The sequence below is a fragment of the Enterobacter sp. JBIWA003 genome (assembly GCF_019968825.1).
GTDB lineage: Bacteria > Pseudomonadota > Gammaproteobacteria > Enterobacterales > Enterobacteriaceae > Enterobacter > Enterobacter quasiroggenkampii.
This window is the reverse complement of the sequence record NZ_CP074170.1, coordinates 4,322,547-4,340,137: the sequence shown is the minus strand read 5'-3', so window position 1 is coordinate 4,340,137 and position 17,591 is coordinate 4,322,547. Positions and strand designations below refer to the sequence as shown.

Genomic DNA, 17,591 nt, shown 5'->3' with positions numbered 1-17,591 from the left:
TTAGACGATCGGATTGTGGACGGTGACGAGCTTGGACCCGTCCGGGAAGGTGGCTTCCACCTGGATATCCGGGATCATCTCCGGCACGCCCTCCATCACCTGGTCGCGGGTCAGGACGTGGCGGCCCGCCTCCATCAGCGAGGCGACGGTTTCACCATCGCGCGCGCCTTCCATGATGAAGGCGCTGATCAGCGCGACCGATTCCGGGTAATTGAGCTTTACCCCGCGCGCAAGGCGGCGTTCGGCAACCAGCGCGGCGGTGAACAGCAACAGCTTGTCTTTTTCTCTGGGGGTCAGTTCCATAACGTTTCTCTTATGTCTGCCAGATACGCGGCGAACAGGCGGTTTTGGTGGTGAGAAGCGGGCGAAGCGACTGCCAGACGTCGCGCATCACCCGCTGACAAATCAGGTTATCGTGGGAGAGAAAGCGCACCGACATGAGATCGTCTGCGAGCGTGGCGCCCGCAAACGTATCCAGCGGGGCGAGCAGCGCACGCGCCGCGTCGAGATGTTCTTCTCTGGCCGGGTAGAACAGCAGCGTGCCAATCCACGGATGCCCGGCGACGGGCGTGAGATCGCCGTCGGCAAGGTGCTGACGTTCAATCAGGCGTGGCTCGTCCTCAACCCAGACTTCAAGGCGGCTTTCCAGCGTGCCGTGGCTGAAGGTCTCATTGATTACCGGTCGTCCCAGGCAGTACAGCTCCCACGCCAGCAGCGTGCTGGAGGCCTTCAGGTGGAAGACGGAGCGCAGCGCGGCATTCGCACCGGGGAAGATAATGGTGTCCTGCGGCAGCCACTCCAGCGTGGATCCCTCATCGAGATAAAAGTGCTGATGCAGGCGAGCCTGCGGGCCGCTGCTGCGATAGAACTTGCTGGCGCCGGGCATGGTGATAAGCGCATGGCTTTTGGCCTCCAGACGCACGGTGATATCCAGCGTATCCCCGCCCACAACCCCGCCCGGCGGGTGCAGAAGATAGAGGTGGCAGGTCTCGCCTTCGGGATAAAATGGACGCTGAACGGTAAGCGGCCCGACGTGATGAGCGGAGTGCAGGAGGGTTTTCTCAGGGGTGTGACAAAACTGCAGGGCAAGCGACGCCTGCCAGCCTTTGTACGAATTATCAGTGACCTGAGCTGCTAACATGCTGCATCCATCTGCTCATCATCGGGTCGTTTCAGTATGCCCTGGCAGAAATGAAGGCTGTCATATGAGTCGCTTATGGATAGCGGTTAAGACGAAACAAAAAAGCACGCCCGGAGGGCGTGCTGTCTGACAAACATCGCGATGCCGTTATTTCAGGTGCTCATGCAGCGCTGCGCCAGCCTGCTCCAGGGCTACCTTGACCGTAGGCTCTTCGCTCAGGGGATTGAGCAGGCCGTAATCGTGGATCATGCCGTTATAGCGCGTGACGGTCACCGGGACGCCAGCCGCATCCAGCTTACGCCCGAATGCTTCACCTTCATCCCGCAGAACGTCCAGTTCTGCTGTCTGAATCAGCGTCTCCGGGAAGCCTTTCAACTGCGCGGCGCTGGCGCGAAGCGGAGAGGCAAGGATATTGTTGCGATCGGCCGCGTTGGTGGTGTAGTTATCCCAGAACCATTTCATCATGTTTTTCGACAGGAAATAGCCGTTCTCGAACTGGTTATACGAGGCAGTATCAAAATTCGCATCGGTCACAGGCCAGAGCATGACGTTGTAGCGAATTTTTGGCCCATTAAATTGTTTTGCCTGCAGCGCCACGGAAGCCACCATATTGCCGCCCACGCTGTTACCGACCAGACCCAGACGGCTACCGTCCACGCCAATTTCCTGACCGTGCTCGGCTACCCATTTTGTCGCTTCAAAGGCCTGATGAATGGCCACCGGGAAATGGGCCTCAGGTGACGGCGTGTAATCAACGTAAACCGCTGCGGCACCTGACGCGCGAACCAGATCTCGGATTAAGCGTTCGTGGGTTGGGAAATCACCCAGCACCCAGCCGCCGCCGTGGAAGAACATAAATGCCGGGAGCGTGCCGGTCGCCTTTTCAGGTTTCACTATTTTCAGTTTGATCGCCTGACCATTTACCTGGATCGTTTTTTCTGAAACCTGAGCGGGCGGCAGTTTAGCGCCTTGCTGCGCGCCGATCAGTACCTGGCGGGCCTCCTGCGGGGTCATCTGTTCCATTGGCTTGCCCTTGCCCGAATTCAGAACATTAAGAAATGCCTGTACGCCTGCGGTCGGGGTAGGAGTATTGGTGGTGTGAGCGGACGCTGCAGCAGACGCGAACACGGAAGAAACCAGGATGGCGGCTAATGTTTTCATGGTAGTACCTCTTTAAGCGAGAGTTAAACAGTGACGTTATTTAAGTAGTGCGCTATTGAGTTGTTGTTGTAATACTTGCGCGCAAGATACTTTTAGTCAAACTTTATTTATAATTTTTTTATAAAACTGACTAAGGGTTGAAAGAGAAATGAAAGAAAACAAGACGTTAGATGATTTACTTTGCTTCTCACTGTACTCGGTCACCAACGCGTTCGTTCGGCAATATCGTCCCTTATTGCAGGAAATGGATCTTACCTATCCGCAATTTGTTGTTTTGATGGCGCTTTATGAGAAAGACAACATTCCACTTCGCGACCTCAGCGATAAGACGTTTTTTGATTCGGGCACATTGACCCCGCTGGTGCAAAAGCTTGAGGTAAAAGGGTTTCTCAACCGTATCGCGGTTGTGGGTGACGAAAGAATGAAAAATGTCGTTCTGACGGAGAAGGCTAACGCACTGAAAAAGCAGGTGATGGCGCTGCCGGACCAGATACGCTGCAGCATGCGGATGAATGATGAAGAGCTTGAGATGCTGAAAAAACTTTCCCGAACGCTGCTGGATGATTTGTAAGAATCCTTCGGTGGGGTTAACCCACCGAAGCGAGGTCATTATCGGTAATCCTCCGCATCCACATCATACCCCGACGGCTCCCAGCGGATCGCCAGCAGCGAGGCCAGGCCGATAAACGGCGCCAGCGCAATTACCCAGAACACGGCGGTATCGAGTGAGGCGACCAGCAGCGGGAATAGAAACAGCGACAGCGTCGAGCTGCTGCGCATCAGCGTCTGGTTAAGGCCGACGCCAACGCCGCGCAGCGAGGTCGGGTAGCTCAGCGAGGCAAACGTCATGGTATGTGCGCCCGGGCCGAAGCCCTGGCCGAACAGGAATAGCGCCAGCATCGCCACGGCAAGCACGCCTTCGGTGGCGCCTTCCGGACGACCAATCAGCCTCAGGCCCAGCAGCGCGACCAGCTGGCAGGCGTAACCCGCCAGCGACATTCGCCATGCGCCGAAGCGTGGCACGTATCGTACCGCCAGCAGTCCGCCAACGAAGGCAAACAGCAGGTTAAGCGCCAGAGATATCAGGATGGTGGTCAGCATCGACTGGACAAAGAAGCTGGAGATGATCACTGGCAGACCAAACGCCACCGCGTTATAGGCGAACGAGGAGACGACGGACAGCAGCGTGGCGAGCGTGGTGCGCCGCAGATAGATCCCGCGGAACAGGTTCAGGTAGTTGGATCATTTCGCTTTATTCACGACGGGGGCTGGCTGGCTCAGCGCATCCTGCGGTACGTGGGCATTGATGTTGTATGAGTGGCGTAAAATGGACGCTGCCTCCTTCAGGTTGCCCTGATTTGCCGCCCAGACCGGCGATTCGCTCATATAGCGGCTGCGGATGGCAATAATCACCAGCGCCGGCACGGCACCAAAGCCGAGAATCAAACGCCACAGCCAGTCGCTGTGGCTTTCCGGCAGCACGGCGTAGAAGAAAAGCACCAGCAGGTAGGAGATACTGATGGCGGCATACCAGGTGGGGCACCACATGGCGACGCTGGAGGCCTTATTGCCGGGGCCTTTCAGCCTGGCGAACTCGCTTAAAAACGCCATCGCCACGGGCAGGTCGATCCCGACGCCAAGCCCCATGACAAAGCGGGCACCCGCCAGCACATATTCGTTCGGAGCCAGCGCACAGGCAATAGCCGCTACGACGAAGAACACCATATCAGCCATAAAGACGCGATAGCGCCCGATTTTATCCGTGAGATAACCGCCGAGCAGCGCCCCGACAATGGCGCCAAAGGTAATGGCCGAGGCCACCATGCCGGTACCGGCGGGCGTCAGGTTAAATTCGCGGGTGATGTCTTTAATGCCGAAGGCCAGCGCGCCCAGATCGTAGGCATCGAGGAAAATCCCGCCCAGCGCGATACCGACCACGATGCGAGCATTGGCCCGACCCTGAGAACCGTCATTAACGAGGCGTGAGACATCCGAGGCGCTGCGCACCCACTGGATGTCGCCATCGGGGTGTTTTCCTGCCGTTGAAAGGGGAGTGGTTTCTGTGATTTCTGCCATTTTCTTCTGATGTGGTTGTGTTGTGTCATTAACAGTTACCACAGGCAGAAGGTGACCAAAATCACATTTGGCTATAAGGCATAACTAACCTTACGGGGCGTCTTTTTTCTTCCTCTTGAGCTTCGTCCAGATTTTTGTCTCCTGACGACGCCACAGGCGCTGAATATTATCGTGATGACGCAGCAGGATAAGGCAGGAGAGCATCGACACCGGGAAGGTAAACTGGGGCTTGAACCACCAGACGTAGAACGGCGCGATCAGCGCGCTGACGATGGCGCCCAGCGACGAATAGCCGCTCAGCAGAATGGTCAGTAGCCAGGTCCCGGCCATCACGCCGGTTAGGTCCCAGCCGATAGGCGCAATGGCACCAAAGGCGGTCGCCACACCTTTGCCGCCTTTAAAACCGAAGAATACGGGCCAGATGTGGCCGACACAGGCAGCAATCGCAATAAGCCCCAGCCAGAACGGCGTGACGCCCAGTGCATACGCGCCCCAGACGGGCAACATCCCTTTCAGAACATCAAAAATCAAAACCGCTACGGCTGCTCCCTTGCCGCCAATTCGTAGTACGTTGGTCGCTCCCGGATTCCCGGAACCACTTTCACGCGGGTCAGGTAACCCGGCGATGCGGCAGACCAGAATGGCGCTGGAGATTGAGCCGCAAAGATAGGCGAGGAGGATCATTCCAGGCGCGATTGCACTCATAACGCTGTTCCGTTTTGAAAATGTATCTGTATTCTCAGCATCTGTGGATAATACGCATAATTCGCCGGAAGTGGTATCCGGTTTAGCCAAAAAGCAGGCAGGTCGTGATGGATATTGTATTTATAGAGCAACTTTCGGTAATCACCACTATTGGTGTTTACGACTGGGAACAGACCATCGAGCAGAAGCTGGTGTTCGATATCGAAATGGGCTGGGATAACCGCAAGTCGGCAAAAAGTGATGACGTGAATGACTGTCTGAGCTACGCCGATATCAGTGAAACGGTCATCGCCCACGTTGAAGGGCAACGTTTTGCGCTGGTCGAACGGGTGGCGGAAGAAGTCGCAGAACTGCTGCTGAAAAAATTCAACTCACCGTGGGTGCGCATCAAGCTGAGCAAGCCGGGCGCGGTGGCGCGCGCCGCCAACGTTGGCGTCATCATCGAGCGTGGCACAAATCTGAAAGGCAAGATTTAACGTCATAATAGCTAAACCCTTTTAGGTTATATCTGTCTTATAGCTGTATCTTTCACGGTAGCCGTTGGGGCGACCGTTTTTTTTATTTTTTTTTAGGGGTTTATAGATGAGCGATATGCACTCGCTGCTGGTGGCGGCAATACTGGGTGTGGTCGAAGGATTGACGGAGTTTTTACCGGTTTCCAGTACCGGCCATATGATTATCGTTGGCCATCTGCTGGGCTTTGAAGGCGATACCGCCAAAACGTTCGAAGTGGTTATCCAGCTGGGTTCGATTCTGGCGGTGGTGGTGATGTTCTGGCGCCGTCTGTTTGGCCTGATCGGTATCCATTTTGGCCGTCCTCCGCAGCACGAAGGGATGAGTAAAGGCCGCCTGTCGCTGATCCATATTCTGCTCGGGATGGTCCCGGCAGTGGTGCTGGGGCTGGTTTTCCACGACGCCATCAAATCGCTGTTTAACCCAATTAACGTGATGTACGCGCTGGTGGTGGGCGGCTTCCTGCTGATCGCCGCGGAAGTGCTGAAGCCAAAAACGCCGCGCGCGGAAGGGCTGGACGATATGACGTATCGTCAGGCGTTTATCATTGGCTGCTTCCAGTGTCTGGCGCTGTGGCCGGGCTTCTCGCGTTCAGGCGCAACCATCTCCGGCGGGATGCTGATGGGCGTAAGCCGTTACGCCGCGTCAGAGTTCTCTTTCCTGCTGGCGGTGCCGATGATGATGGGTGCCACCGCGCTTGACCTCTATAAAAGCATCGGTTTCCTCACCACGGGCGACATTCCCATGTTCGCCGTTGGCTTCATCACCGCGTTTATCGTGGCGCTGATTGCCATCAAAACTTTCCTGCAGCTGATTAAGCGTATCTCGTTCATTCCGTTCGCGATCTATCGCTTCATCGTTGCCGCTGCGGTATACGTGGTCTTCTTCTGACCGATGGCCCTCAGTCTTTTGGCTGAGGGCAATGCTTTTCCTTCCAGTCAGAGACCGCCTGAATTCGCCGTTTCGTGAGTTCTTCGCGAATTTCCGGTCCTTTGAATCCCGCCTCGACGACGTCCTTCGTCGGCACCGCTTTCGCTACCTCCCAGGCTTTACGCAGTAAACGTCCCTGCGGGTAGTCGCACGCTTCAAACCCGGTACGCCCGCGCACGTCAGCTTCGCTGGTCAGCGCGATTTGCTCCACGCGCTGGGGTTTGCGCCAGGCGTCGATGTTATCGAAAAGCTTAACGATGGTGGCCGGTTTCAGGATGGGGAAGGTGTGGATCAGATCGTGGAATTCGGCCACCAGTTTCGCCAGATCGCGGATTTCGTTCGGCACGCGCAGACGCTGGCACAGCCCCTCGACCAGCTTCACCCCTGCCGGACCGTGACCGTGGTGCCGTGGCCAGAGCTCTTTTGGCGTTAAGCCTTTGCCCAGATCGTGGCACAGGGTGGAAAAACGCACGTCCACGTCAGGGCTGAGCATGGCCGCCATGCTCAGGGTCATCAGCGTGTGCACGCCGGTATCAATTTCCGGATGCCATTTCGCCGGAGCCGGGACGCCAAACAGCGCGTCTATTTCCGGGAACAGCACCTTCAGCGCGCCACAGTCGCGCAGGACCTGGAAAAAGACCTGCGGGTTACGCGTGGTGAGGGCATTCTCCGTCTCTTTCCAGACGCGCTCTGGCGTCAGGTGTTCAAGTTCGCCCGCCTCGGTCATGGCGGTCATCAGCGCCATTGTCTCATCGGCAATACGGAAGCTGAGATGGGCGTAACGCGCGGCAAAACGCGCCACGCGCAGCACGCGGAGCGGATCTTCAGAAAACGCCGGGGAGACGTGGCGTAAAAGACGGTTGCGCAGATCGTCCTGGCCGCCATAAGCGTCAACAATCTGGCCGTGCTCGTCCTGCGCCAGCGCGTTAATGGTCAGATCGCGACGCAGGAGATCTTCCTCCAGCGTGACGTCAGGCGCGGCATAGCAGGTGAAGCCCGTATAGCCCGAACCTGATTTCCGCTCGGTACGCGCCAGGGCATACTCTTCGCGGGTTTTCGGGTGCAGGAACACGGGAAAATCGCGGCCTACCTGCTGGTAGCCCGCGTCGAGCATCTCTTCCGGGGTGGCGCCCACCACCACCCAGTCTTTATCTTTGACCGGCAGACCTAACAACGCATCACGAACCGCACCACCGACCAGATAACTCTTCACGCCTGACACTCCCGTTTTCTCTTTTCCAGAATGATACGTAAGTCTGGCAGAGAAGACGAATTAGTTCATCCAGCGATCTTTACGCTTACGGCTTGGGATCAGGTGCGGCAGAACCAGACCCAGCACCAGACCGACGCCCAGCACGCCGCCGCCATACATAAACCACTGCATGATGATGGTGCGCTGTTTGTCATCGAGCTGCAGGTTGGCGGCATTCACTTTCTTCTGCGCGACAATCAGCTCGTTTTTCAGCTTCTGGTTCTCTTCTTTCAGCCCGTTAATCACACCGTCGCTCTGCGCCACTTTCTGCTGCATTTCGGCGGTACGCTGGTTCCAGGTTCCGTCGATGTTGTTCAGCTTGTCGGTCAGGGTTTTCACCTGATTTTCCAGATCCGGCACGCGGGTGCGCAGGCTTGGCACGGTGCTCAGCTCTTTCAGCGGGATCCAGGACGTACGGCCAGAGCTGTCGCGAACCTGACCGTAGTTGGTGTCCGCGTTGGTCTGTAACAGGGTGACTTCCTCGCCGGCATTGACCGTGCCCACGAGGCGATAATTATCTCCGGGGCCACTGCGTACCCAGGTGTTCAGTTCGTCAGAAACGTAACGCTTCTCTTCAGCGTGCACGGCTGTTGCGGCGCTAAAAGCGAGTAAAGTAAGTCCAATCAGGCGTAATTTAAGCATCATTAGTCGTTATTTTCATAAATAGTGGAACGATAGTAGTGGCAACAGTGTCTCTACGCAAAGCATTCGTCAGCAATCAGAATCATCTGTGTCACGACTCTGGACATTTACGCCCGACAAATTGCTCATTGCATGGCAATTTGGCGCAAAATACTATGTACTGACAAACAAATGGCGAGGAAGTTCGCCCTCATTGACGCGTCTGTGACGCCCGCAAAAGTACAAGGCTATGGCTCAGGAAATCGAATTAAAATTTATCGTCGAAAAAGACAGCGTTGACGCACTCCGCCAGCATCTGCATACGCTCTCCGGCGAACACCATGCACCGGTACAACTGCTTAATATCTATTACGAAACGCCGGACAACTGGCTGCGCCGTCACGATATGGGGCTGCGCATCCGTGGCGCGAGCGGGCGCTACGAGATGACGATGAAAACTGCCGGCCGCGTGGTCGGCGGGTTACATCAGCGTCCGGAATACAATATCGACATCAGTCAGCCAGAACTTGAGCTCGAACGCTTCCCGGCGGACGTCTGGCCGGAAGGCGAGCTGCCTGCCACGCTGGCAGAACAGGTGCAGCCGCTGTTCAGCACCGATTTCTGGCGCGAGAAATGGCTGGTGACGGAAGGTAAAAGCCGCATCGAAATCGCTCTCGATCTCGGTGAGGTGAAGGCGGGGGAGTTCCAGGAACCCATTTGTGAACTGGAGCTTGAACTGCTGGAAGGGGACGCAAATGACGTGCTGAAGCTGGCGCGCAGGCTGGTGAGCCAGTCCGGACTGCGTCAGGGAAGCCTGAGTAAAGCCGCGCGGGGTTACCATCTGGCGGCCGGAAATGCGCCGCGCGTCCTTAAAGAGACGACCATTTTGCGCGTTGCGCCGAAAGCCAGCGTTGAGCAGGGGCTGGAAGCTGCGCTGGAGCTGGCGCTTTCGCAGTGGCAGTACCACGAAGAGCTGTGGGTGCGAAATGTGAAAAACGCTAAATCTCACGTTCTCGCGGCGATTGCCCTGGTGCGCCATACCCTGGCGCTGTCCGGCGGTATCGTTCCTCGCAAAGCGAGCGCTCACTTACGTGATCTGCTGACGCAAACCGAAACGCTGATGTTCTCGGACGTCTCGGCGCAAACGGCGATTTACAGCCCGCAAGCCGCTTCGGCAAAACTGGCGCTGACCGAGTTTCTGGTCACGCGCGGCTGGCGCGCCTTCCTGGATGCGAAAGCCGAGGCCAAAATCGCGGAAAACTTTAAGCGTTTCGCGGACATTCATCTTTCCCGCCATGCCGCTGAACTGAAGAGCGCCTTTGCGTATCCGCTCGGCGATAAGTATGGCGATCAGCTTCCCCGTCTTTCGCGCAACATCGACAGCATGCTGCTCCTTTCCGGTGCCTACGACGGGCCACAGGCGCATGCGTGGCTGGAAAACTGGCAGGGGCTGAAGCATGCCATCGAAACCCGTCAGCATATTGAAATTGAGCATTTCCGTAATGAGGCCATTTCGCAGGAGCCGTACTGGCTGCACAGCGGAAAACGTTAACTCTGGCAAGGAACACCTAGAATGCCGCTTTCTTCACCGTTACAGCAGCAGTGGCAGACCGTTTGCGAACGTCTGCCTGAGTCATTACCGGCGTCATCGTTAAGCGAGCAGGCGAAAAGCGTACTCGCCTTCAGTGATTTTGTGCAGGAAAGCATCGCCGTCTACCCGGACTGGCTGGCTGAGCTTGAGAACGCACCGCCGCAGGCGGACGAGTGGCGGCATTATGCCGGCTGGCTGCAGGCCGCGCTTGAAGACGTCGCGGATGAGGCGACGCTGATGCGCGTCCTGCGTCAGTTCCGCCGTCGTGTGATGGTGCGCATTGCCTGGGCGCAGGCGCTGGAACTGGTGAGTGAAGAGAGTACGCTGCAGCAGTTAAGCGAGCTGGCGCAGACGTTGATTGTCGCCGCGCGCGACTGGCTCTACGCCGCCTGCTGTAAAGAGTGGGGCACGCCGTGCAGCGAGGAAGGGGTTCCTCAGCCGCTGTTGATTCTGGGGATGGGCAAGCTGGGCGGTTGCGAGCTGAACTTTTCCTCCGATATCGACCTGATTTTCGCCTGGCCTGAGAACGGCTCCACGCGCGGCGGCCGTCGCGAGCTGGACAACGCCCAGTTCTTTACCCGTCTCGGTCAGCGTCTGATTAAGGCGCTGGATCAGCCGACGCAGGATGGTTTTGTCTACCGCGTGGACATGCGCCTGCGTCCGTTCGGCGATAGCGGGCCGCTGGTGTTGAGCTTTGCCGCGCTGGAAGATTACTACCAGGAGCAGGGGCGCGACTGGGAGCGCTACGCGATGGTCAAAGCGCGGATCATGGGCGACAGCGAGGATACTTACGCCAACGAGCTGCGCGCCATGCTGCGCCCGTTCGTGTTCCGTCGCTATATCGACTTCAGCGTCATCCAGTCCCTGCGCAATATGAAAGGGATGATTGCCCGTGAGGTTCGCCGTCGCGGGCTGAAGGACAACATCAAGCTTGGCGCGGGCGGTATTCGCGAAATCGAATTTATCGTCCAGGTCTTCCAGCTGATTCGCGGCGGGCGCGAGCCGTCGCTACAATCCCGCTCGCTGCTCCCGACGCTGAGCGCCATTGAGCAGCTTCACCTGCTGCCGGACGGCGACGCGCAAACCCTGCGCGAGGCCTATCTGTTCCTGCGTCGTCTGGAAAACCTGCTGCAAAGCATCAACGACGAACAGACCCAGACCCTGCCGGGGGATGACCTTAACCGGGCGCGTCTTGCCTGGGGCATGCGCGTGGATGACTGGTCAACGCTGACCGAACGGCTCGATGCCCACATGGCAGGCGTGCGCCGCATCTTTAACGAACTGATTGGTGATGATGAAAGTGAATCGCAGGACGATGCGCTTTCCGAGCACTGGCGCGAGCTGTGGCAGGACGCGCTCCAGGAAGATGACACCACGCCGGTGCTGACGCATTTAACCGACGACGCGCGCCATCGCGTGGTGGCGCTGATTGCCGATTTCCGTCTTGAGCTGAACAAGCGCGCCATCGGCCCGCGCGGTCGACAGGTGCTGGATCACCTGATGCCGCACCTGCTGAGCGAGGTCTGCTCGCGGGCGGATGCGCCGGTGCCGCTGTCGCGCATGATGCCGCTGCTGAGCGGGATCATCACGCGCACCACGTACCTTGAACTTTTGAGCGAGTTTCCGGGGGCACTCAAGCACCTGATTACGCTCTGCGCCGCCTCCCCGATGGTGGCCAACAAGCTGGCGCGCTATCCGCTGCTGCTGGATGAACTGCTCGACCCGAATACCCTGTATCAACCCACGGCGACGGATGCCTACCGTGACGAGCTGCGTCAGTATCTGCTGCGCGTGCCGGAAGAGGACGAAGAGCAGCAGCTGGAGGCGCTGCGTCAGTTTAAGCAGGCCCAGATGCTGCGCGTGGCGGCGGCGGACATCGCTGGAACGCTGCCGGTGATGAAAGTGAGCGATCACTTAACCTGGCTCGCGGAGGCGATCATCGACGCGGTCGTGCAGCAGGCGTGGGTGCAGATGGTGGCCCGCTACGGCCAGCCGAAGCACCTTGCTGACCGCGAGGGACGAGGGTTTGCCGTGGTCGGTTACGGCAAGCTCGGCGGCTGGGAGCTGGGATACAGCTCCGATCTGGATTTAATCTTCCTGCACGACTGCCCGGTTGACGTGATGACCGACGGCGAGCGCGAGATTGACGGGCGTCAGTTCTATCTGCGCCTGGCCCAGCGCATTATGCACCTGTTCAGCACCCGCACCTCGTCGGGCATTTTGTATGAAGTCGATGCGCGCCTGCGTCCGTCCGGCGCGGCGGGCATGCTGGTCACCTCAACGGAATCCTTCGCCGATTACCAGAAGAATGAAGCCTGGACGTGGGAGCATCAGGCGCTGGTGCGCGCCCGCGTGGTGTATGGGGATCCGCAGCTCAAAGCGGAGTTCGATGCCATTCGTAAGGACGTCATGACCACCCCGCGCGAGGGCAGTACGCTGCAGACCGAAGTGCGTGAGATGCGCGAGAAAATGCGCGCGCATCTGGGTAATAAACACCGCGATCGCTTTGATATCAAAGCCGACGAGGGCGGGATTACCGATATTGAGTTCATTACCCAGTATCTGGTGCTGCTCCACGCGCACGACAAGCCGAAGCTGACCCGCTGGTCCGATAACGTGCGCATTCTGGAACTGCTGGCGCAAAACGACATCATGGACGAGCAGGAGGCGCAGGCCTTAACCCGCGCCTACACGACGCTGCGCGACGAACTTCACCACCTGGCGCTGCAGGAGCAGCCGGGCCACGTGGCGCTGGACTGTTTTGTCGCAGAACGCGCTCAGGTAACGGCCAGCTGGCAGAAGTGGCTGGTGGAACCGTGCGTAACAAATCAAGTGTGATATTATCGCGCGCAAATTGTGAATCTTTCTGGAGTCAGGAATGAAAGTAACACTGCCAGAGTTTGAACGTGCTGGAGTAATGGTTGTTGGGGATGTGATGCTGGATCGCTACTGGTATGGACCGACCAGCCGCATCTCTCCGGAAGCACCGGTACCGGTGGTTAAGGTCGACACCATTGAAGAGCGTCCAGGCGGCGCGGCAAACGTGGCGATGAACATAGCCTCTCTGGGCGCGCACTCGCGTCTGGTTGGCCTGACCGGTATCGACGATGCGGCGCGCGCGCTGAGCAAGTCGCTGGCGGACGTGAACGTGAAGTGCGACTTCGTTTCTGTTCCGACCCACCCAACCATCACCAAACTGCGCGTGCTGTCACGCAACCAGCAGCTGATCCGCCTCGACTTTGAAGAAGGGTTCGAAGGCGTTGATCCCGAGCCGCTGCACGAGCGGATTAACCAGGCGCTGGGCAATATCGGCGCGCTGGTGCTGTCCGACTACGCGAAAGGCGCGCTGGCCAGCGTGCAGACGATGATCCAGCTGGCGCGTAAGGCCAGCGTACCGGTGCTGATCGACCCGAAAGGCACCGACTTTGAGCGCTATCGCGGCGCAACCCTGCTGACGCCAAACCTCTCCGAGTTTGAAGCGGTGGCGGGCAAATGCAAAACCGAGGAAGAGCTGGTTGAGCGCGGCATGAAGATCATTGCTGACTTCGAGCTCTCTGCGCTGCTGGTGACCCGCTCCGAGCAGGGGATGACGCTGCTGCAGCCGGGCAAGGCGCCGCTGCATATGCCAACCCAGGCGCAGGAAGTGTACGACGTGACCGGTGCCGGTGATACGGTGATCGGCGTGCTGGCGGCGACGCTGGCCGCGGGTAACTCCCTGGAAGAGGCGTGCTACTTCGCTAACGCCGCGGCGGGTGTGGTCGTCGGTAAACTCGGTACCTCAACCGTGTCCCCAATCGAGCTGGAAAACGCGGTGCGCGGCCGTGCTGACACCGGTTTCGGTGTGATGACCGAAGCCGAGCTGAAGGTGGCTGTCGCCGCCGCGCGCAAGCGCGGTGAGAAAGTGGTAATGACCAACGGCGTATTCGACATTCTGCACGCGGGCCATGTCTCCTATCTGGCGAATGCGCGCAAGCTGGGCGATCGTCTGATTGTGGCAGTGAACAGCGATGCGTCGACCAAACGTCTGAAGGGGGAAACCCGTCCGGTGAACCCGCTGGAGCAGCGTATGATCGTGCTCGGCGCGCTGGAAGCCGTGGACTGGGTGGTGTCGTTTGAAGAAGACACGCCGCAGCGCCTGATTGCCGGTATTCTGCCGGACCTGCTGGTGAAAGGCGGGGATTACAAGCCGGAGCAAATCGCAGGCAGCGAAGAAGTCTGGGCCAACGGCGGCGAGGTGATGGTGCTCAACTTTGAGGACGGGTGTTCCACCACCAACATCATCAAGAAGATCCAGAAAGACAGTCAGTAAAAAAAACGGGCCAGTTGGCCCGTTTTTTTATGTCGGGTGGCGGCTGCGCCTTACCCGACCTACGCGTTCATGTAGGCCCGGTAAGGCGTAGCCGCCACCGGGCACAACAGGCCGCACTTACTCCTGGTCGTCCACCGGTGGAATAGCCGGTGCCGGCTTCACTTCTTCCGGTGCATTACGGTTTTCCAGCTCGGTCAGACGCTGTTCCAGCAGTGCCAGCTTCTCGCGGGTGCGCAGCAGAACCTGGGTCTGCACGTCAAACTCTTCGCGGCTGACTAGATCAAGGCGAACCAACTGCGCCTGCAGCGTCTGGCGGATTTTCTTCTCAACGTCATCACCAAATTCACGAATGCCTTTCGGCATGGATTCATGAACCTGACGCGCAATTTGCTCAATTTTCTTCGGGTCAATCATTGTCGTTTCCCTTGATGGAAAGGTGTCAGTGTCCATTGTAGCGCGTCATGCCCGGGGTAAACAAAATTGTTTGATGCTTATGCATTGCCCAGGATAATCAATAGCGTTATAGTTATCTCGCTTATTCTCAGGGCGGGGCGAAATTCCCCACCGGCGGTAAATCAGCTTAACGCTGAAAGCCCGCGAGCGCTTTGGGTGAATTCTCAAAGGTCAGCAGATCCGGTGTAATTCCGGGGCCGACGGTTAGAGTCCGGATGGGAGAGAGTAACGATCCAGTCGGGCATGGGCCCGCTCACGTTATCTTTTTGCCGCTTATACGGCGCTCCTAAGACTGCCCTGATTCTGGTAACCATAATGTTAATGAGGTTTTTTTACCATGAATCAGACGCTACTTTCCTCTTTTGGCACTTCAACTCAACGTGTTGAACATGCACTGGATGCACTGCGCGAAGGCCGCGGTGTGATGGTGCTTGACGATGAAAACCGTGAAAACGAAGGCGACATGATTTTCGCCGCCGAAAACATGACCGTTGAACAGATGGCGCTGACCATCCGTCACGGCAGCGGCATCGTATGCCTGTGTATTACTGAAGATCGTCGTAAGCAGCTCGAGCTGCCGATGATGGTCGAAAACAACACCAGCGCCTTTGGTACCGGATTTACCGTGACCATTGAAGCGGCGCATGGCGTGACCACCGGTGTGTCTGCGGCTGACCGTCTGACCACCGTACGTGCCGCCATTGCTGATGATGCGAAGCCCTCCGATCTGCATCGTCCAGGCCACGTCTTCCCACTGCGCGCGCAGGCTGGCGGCGTCCTGACCCGCGGCGGCCACACCGAAGCGACCATCGATCTGGTGACGCTGGCGGGCTTCAAACCTGCGGGCGTGCTGTGTGAACTGACCAACGATGACGGCACCATGGCGCGCGCGCCGGAGTGCATCACCTTTGCGCGTCTGCACAACATGCCGGTGGTCACGATTGAAGATCTGGTCGAGTACCGCCAGGCGCACGAGCGCAAAGCCAGCTGAAACAGCTGATGTGAAAAAGCCGGGGAAACCCGGCTTTTTTACGTTTAGTGGTAGTTAATTTTGAACAGCACCACGGTTTCAAACGGTCCGGACTGGATCGCCTTACCCGGTACCGGCGTCAGCTCAGCGGTATAGGTCTGTTCGTACTGCAACGTACTGCCGGTAAAATCGGCATACTCTTCGTATCGGTTAAAGGTGTAGGGCTGCGTTCCGTTCAGGATGCGTAATTTCAGGCCGTTACCGATGAGCAGGGCGGTATCTTCTTCGCTCAGCGTCTCGTTCGTATAGAAAGACGAATCCATTTTAAACCCATCGGAACACTCGGCGTCCTGTATCTTGGTCGTTCTGACCGAGAACGTGCGCGTTCGCTTTCCCTGATTCATTATGTCGCGAGCGCTGAACGTACCAAAATCAATCTCCTGATTTTCCGGATAGATGCTGAAGGTCGCCCCGCAGTCCAGCACGGTGATATTGTTCAGGCCATTAATATGATACTTCAGGTTTTTCGCGTCGGACATCTGGTTGACGCCGCCCTTGCCGTCGAACTGCACCACGATATAGTCCCCGAGCGTGCTGACGTAGCCGTGCGGCGGCATGACCTTGATTCTGACGTACAGACGAAAGCGCACGATGAACGTGCGTGAGGTGTGAATGTCGTTCGCATTGCCGGAACAGATGCGGTTCTCCCAGCCCATTTGCTGGATTTGGGCGGGGGTATAGATAGTGATCTGTTTGTTATCAAGGCACTGGGAGGTATCAACCCCGTTGGGTTGCCCCGTCGCATCGTAGTCAATCCCTTCATAGGTTACGCCGAGCTCGTAGTAGGGATCGGACGCCGACGGGTAGGGGTTAACCCAGGCGTAGATGTCCTCTTTTTCAAAATTACTGGTGGTGTTGTGGTCGCAGGTCACAGGGACTTTGATATCGTCAGATTCCCATATCTTTTCCCCCACCTGCGCGTTGCTGGGAATGGCAAAAGGGGAGATCGTTTTTGTCTCCTCGACGGGCCCGCCGGAAACGCCGAGATAGCAGTCAAGCGCCAGCGCCTCTCTGACGGGAAGAAGGGTAAACAGCAGCAAAAACAGACAATTAACGAGCTTGCGCATTGTTTTGACCCTTCCGCTCGCTGAGCTGGCATGGCGCCTTACCCGCACAGGTAACGTCCACTTTTTTCAGCGCGCCGTAATCATCAATGTAACCCACGCTGTAGTAGCTCCCGTGGTAGTCGCCGGTAGAGGTGGACGCCGTGGCAAACGGAGCAATCATCAGGCTGTCGAAGCCCGGCAGCTGGGTTTTCGCATTTTTACTCAGCCACGCGAGGGTGATGTAATAGGGCGTGGGGTTATGCACGCTGAGCCCCGTTGCGGTGGCGGTAATTTCCATGCGCATTTCGCTTTGATCACCCGGCTTTTTGGTGATGGCTTTTGGCCGCCAGAACAGCTTAATGCGGCTCTGCATGGCCACCTGCATAACGCTGCGCGCCTCGCTGGCGCCGCTTTTGGGCGGAACTTCGCGCAGGTTGAAGTAAAACAGCGACTCTCTGTCCTTCGGCAACTGCCCAACCGCCGCCTGCTTCACAATCCTGACCTGCGATGATGCGCCCGCTTCTATGCGCTGAATGGGCGGCAGCGCCATGAAGTGGCTGTCCTCTTTGCGCCCGTTTTCGTCTTCAATCCAGGAAAGCGCCAGGTAGGGTAAGGTTTTGCTCTGGTTATCGACTTTCAGGCTGCTTGCCTTGTCCCCTTCGGGAAAAACGATCCGCGTGCGGTCCAGGTTAATGGCGGCATGCGCGTTCAATGCGGTGCCGAGCAACATCAGGCTCAGGGCCTTGAGTGGGGTGAGTTTCAT

General features: G+C 57.7%; 16 protein-coding genes, 1 pseudogene and 1 riboswitch. Of the genes and pseudogenes, 7 read left to right on the top strand and 10 right to left on the bottom strand.

What is annotated here, in order from left to right; genetic code table 11:
- The 3 genes from KGP25_RS20985 to KGP25_RS20975 all read right to left on the bottom strand — a co-directional run bounded on the left by KGP25_RS20985 (window position 1) and on the right by KGP25_RS20975 (window position 2,302).
- Complete coding sequence (locus KGP25_RS20985; protein WP_003862556.1) at window positions 1-303, bottom strand: urease subunit gamma; 303 nt, start codon at window positions 301-303, stop codon at window positions 1-3.
- 10 nt (window positions 304-313) lie between these two features.
- Complete coding sequence (locus KGP25_RS20980) at window positions 314-1,141, bottom strand: urease accessory protein UreD (RefSeq protein ID WP_223539578.1); 828 nt, start codon at window positions 1,139-1,141, stop codon at window positions 314-316.
- Window positions 1,142-1,288: 147 nt separating this feature from the next.
- A complete protein-coding gene (locus tag KGP25_RS20975) occupies window positions 1,289-2,302 on the bottom strand; it encodes an alpha/beta hydrolase (protein ID WP_223539577.1) in 1,014 nt (337 codons plus the stop codon).
- Between the two features lie 148 nt (window positions 2,303-2,450).
- Between KGP25_RS20975 and KGP25_RS20970 the strand changes: the two genes are divergently transcribed.
- Entirely contained in the window at window positions 2,451-2,873 is a 423-nt protein-coding gene (locus KGP25_RS20970; protein WP_045909991.1) for a MarR family transcriptional regulator, read from the top strand.
- A 38-nt stretch (window positions 2,874-2,911) separates the two neighbouring features.
- On the opposite strand, the pseudogene KGP25_RS20965 reads toward KGP25_RS20970, so the two are convergent.
- Both KGP25_RS20965 and plsY read right to left on the bottom strand, forming a co-directional pair.
- A pseudogene (locus tag KGP25_RS20965) lies at window positions 2,912-4,378 on the bottom strand (MFS transporter).
- A 90-nt stretch (window positions 4,379-4,468) separates the two neighbouring features.
- On the bottom strand, window positions 4,469-5,083 hold the full coding sequence (plsY, locus tag KGP25_RS20960) for a glycerol-3-phosphate 1-O-acyltransferase PlsY (RefSeq protein WP_008502955.1): 615 nt from the start codon (window positions 5,081-5,083) through the stop codon (window positions 4,469-4,471).
- Between the two features lie 107 nt (window positions 5,084-5,190).
- On the opposite strand from plsY, the gene folB reads away from it, so the two are divergent.
- Window positions 5,191-5,559, top strand: coding sequence for a bifunctional dihydroneopterin aldolase/7,8-dihydroneopterin epimerase (gene folB, locus KGP25_RS20955; protein WP_023309215.1), 369 nt, complete (start codon window positions 5,191-5,193; stop codon window positions 5,557-5,559).
- Between the two features lie 106 nt (window positions 5,560-5,665).
- Complete coding sequence (bacA, locus tag KGP25_RS20950) at window positions 5,666-6,487, top strand: undecaprenyl-diphosphate phosphatase (protein WP_023617357.1); 822 nt, start codon at window positions 5,666-5,668, stop codon at window positions 6,485-6,487.
- Window positions 6,488-6,497: 10 nt separating this feature from the next.
- Here the strand turns inward: bacA and KGP25_RS20945 are convergent, their stop codons facing one another.
- Window positions 6,498-7,739: a multifunctional CCA addition/repair protein gene (locus KGP25_RS20945; protein WP_223539576.1), complete on the bottom strand. Its 1,242-nt coding sequence runs from the start codon at window positions 7,737-7,739 to the stop codon at window positions 6,498-6,500.
- A 60-nt stretch (window positions 7,740-7,799) separates the two neighbouring features.
- The gene (locus KGP25_RS20940; protein ID WP_025912514.1) at window positions 7,800-8,420 is read right to left on the bottom strand and encodes a TIGR04211 family SH3 domain-containing protein; all 621 of its coding nucleotides are present in this window, start codon (window positions 8,418-8,420) and stop codon (window positions 7,800-7,802) included.
- A 229-nt stretch (window positions 8,421-8,649) separates the two neighbouring features.
- On the opposite strand from KGP25_RS20940, the gene KGP25_RS20935 reads away from it, so the two are divergent.
- The 3 genes from KGP25_RS20935 to hldE are packed head-to-tail and all read left to right on the top strand — an operon-like array spanning window position 8,650 to window position 14,299.
- Window positions 8,650-9,951 (top strand): inorganic triphosphatase, encoded by a 1,302-nt coding sequence (locus tag KGP25_RS20935; protein ID WP_223539575.1) that lies wholly within the window; start codon window positions 8,650-8,652, stop codon window positions 9,949-9,951.
- A gap of 21 nt (window positions 9,952-9,972) precedes the next feature.
- Complete coding sequence (gene glnE / locus KGP25_RS20930) at window positions 9,973-12,828, top strand: bifunctional [glutamate--ammonia ligase]-adenylyl-L-tyrosine phosphorylase/[glutamate--ammonia-ligase] adenylyltransferase (RefSeq protein ID WP_223539574.1); 2,856 nt, start codon at window positions 9,973-9,975, stop codon at window positions 12,826-12,828.
- Between the two features lie 40 nt (window positions 12,829-12,868).
- Entirely contained in the window at window positions 12,869-14,299 is a 1,431-nt protein-coding gene (gene hldE / locus KGP25_RS20925; RefSeq protein WP_223539573.1) for a bifunctional D-glycero-beta-D-manno-heptose-7-phosphate kinase/D-glycero-beta-D-manno-heptose 1-phosphate adenylyltransferase HldE, read from the top strand.
- 117 nt (window positions 14,300-14,416) lie between these two features.
- On the opposite strand, the gene ubiK is transcribed toward hldE, so the two are convergent.
- The gene (ubiK, locus tag KGP25_RS20920) at window positions 14,417-14,713 is read right to left on the bottom strand and encodes a ubiquinone biosynthesis accessory factor UbiK (protein ID WP_014071796.1); all 297 of its coding nucleotides are present in this window, start codon (window positions 14,711-14,713) and stop codon (window positions 14,417-14,419) included.
- Between the two features lie 119 nt (window positions 14,714-14,832).
- Window positions 14,833-14,983, top strand: a riboswitch (FMN riboswitch).
- Window positions 14,984-15,089: 106 nt separating this feature from the next.
- Between ubiK and ribB the strand changes: the two genes are divergently transcribed.
- The gene (ribB, locus tag KGP25_RS20915; RefSeq protein WP_028017147.1) at window positions 15,090-15,743 is read left to right on the top strand and encodes a 3,4-dihydroxy-2-butanone-4-phosphate synthase; all 654 of its coding nucleotides are present in this window, start codon (window positions 15,090-15,092) and stop codon (window positions 15,741-15,743) included.
- 44 nt (window positions 15,744-15,787) lie between these two features.
- Here the strand turns inward: ribB and KGP25_RS20910 are convergent, their stop codons facing one another.
- Both KGP25_RS20910 and KGP25_RS20905 read right to left on the bottom strand, forming a co-directional pair.
- Complete coding sequence (locus KGP25_RS20910) at window positions 15,788-16,849, bottom strand: type 1 fimbrial protein (protein ID WP_069719953.1); 1,062 nt, start codon at window positions 16,847-16,849, stop codon at window positions 15,788-15,790.
- Window positions 16,833-17,591 carry a molecular chaperone gene (locus KGP25_RS20905; RefSeq protein WP_069719954.1) on the bottom strand — a complete coding sequence of 253 codons (759 nt, stop codon included), beginning with the start codon at window positions 17,589-17,591 and terminating at the stop codon, window positions 16,833-16,835. Before KGP25_RS20905 ends, KGP25_RS20910 begins: the two co-directional genes overlap by 17 nt.

Excerpts from the sequence above, each read along its gene's own strand:
- KGP25_RS20910 (WP_069719953.1), bottom strand. The coding sequence starts at position 16,849 with ATGCGCAAGCTCGTTAATTGTCTGTTTTTGCTGCTGTTTACCCTTCTT.
- KGP25_RS20980 (WP_223539578.1), bottom strand. The coding sequence starts at position 1,141 with ATGTTAGCAGCTCAGGTCACTGATAATTCGTACAAAGGCTGGCAGGCG.
- ribB (WP_028017147.1), top strand. The coding sequence starts at position 15,090 with ATGAATCAGACGCTACTTTCCTCTTTTGGCACTTCAACTCAACGTGTT.
- KGP25_RS20940 (WP_025912514.1), bottom strand. The coding sequence starts at position 8,420 with ATGCTTAAATTACGCCTGATTGGACTTACTTTACTCGCTTTTAGCGCC.
- glnE (WP_223539574.1), top strand. The coding sequence starts at position 9,973 with ATGCCGCTTTCTTCACCGTTACAGCAGCAGTGGCAGACCGTTTGCGAA.
- ubiK (WP_014071796.1), bottom strand. The coding sequence starts at position 14,713 with ATGATTGACCCGAAGAAAATTGAGCAAATTGCGCGTCAGGTTCATGAA.
- KGP25_RS20905 (WP_069719954.1), bottom strand. The coding sequence starts at position 17,591 with ATGAAACTCACCCCACTCAAGGCCCTGAGCCTGATGTTGCTCGGCACC.
- KGP25_RS20975 (WP_223539577.1), bottom strand. The coding sequence starts at position 2,302 with ATGAAAACATTAGCCGCCATCCTGGTTTCTTCCGTGTTCGCGTCTGCT.
- bacA (WP_023617357.1), top strand. The coding sequence starts at position 5,666 with ATGAGCGATATGCACTCGCTGCTGGTGGCGGCAATACTGGGTGTGGTC.
- folB (WP_023309215.1), top strand. The coding sequence starts at position 5,191 with ATGGATATTGTATTTATAGAGCAACTTTCGGTAATCACCACTATTGGT.
- KGP25_RS20935 (WP_223539575.1), top strand. The coding sequence starts at position 8,650 with ATGGCTCAGGAAATCGAATTAAAATTTATCGTCGAAAAAGACAGCGTT.
- KGP25_RS20970 (WP_045909991.1), top strand. The coding sequence starts at position 2,451 with ATGAAAGAAAACAAGACGTTAGATGATTTACTTTGCTTCTCACTGTAC.
- plsY (WP_008502955.1), bottom strand. The coding sequence starts at position 5,083 with ATGAGTGCAATCGCGCCTGGAATGATCCTCCTCGCCTATCTTTGCGGC.
- hldE (WP_223539573.1), top strand. The coding sequence starts at position 12,869 with ATGAAAGTAACACTGCCAGAGTTTGAACGTGCTGGAGTAATGGTTGTT.
- KGP25_RS20985 (WP_003862556.1), bottom strand. The coding sequence starts at position 303 with ATGGAACTGACCCCCAGAGAAAAAGACAAGCTGTTGCTGTTCACCGCC.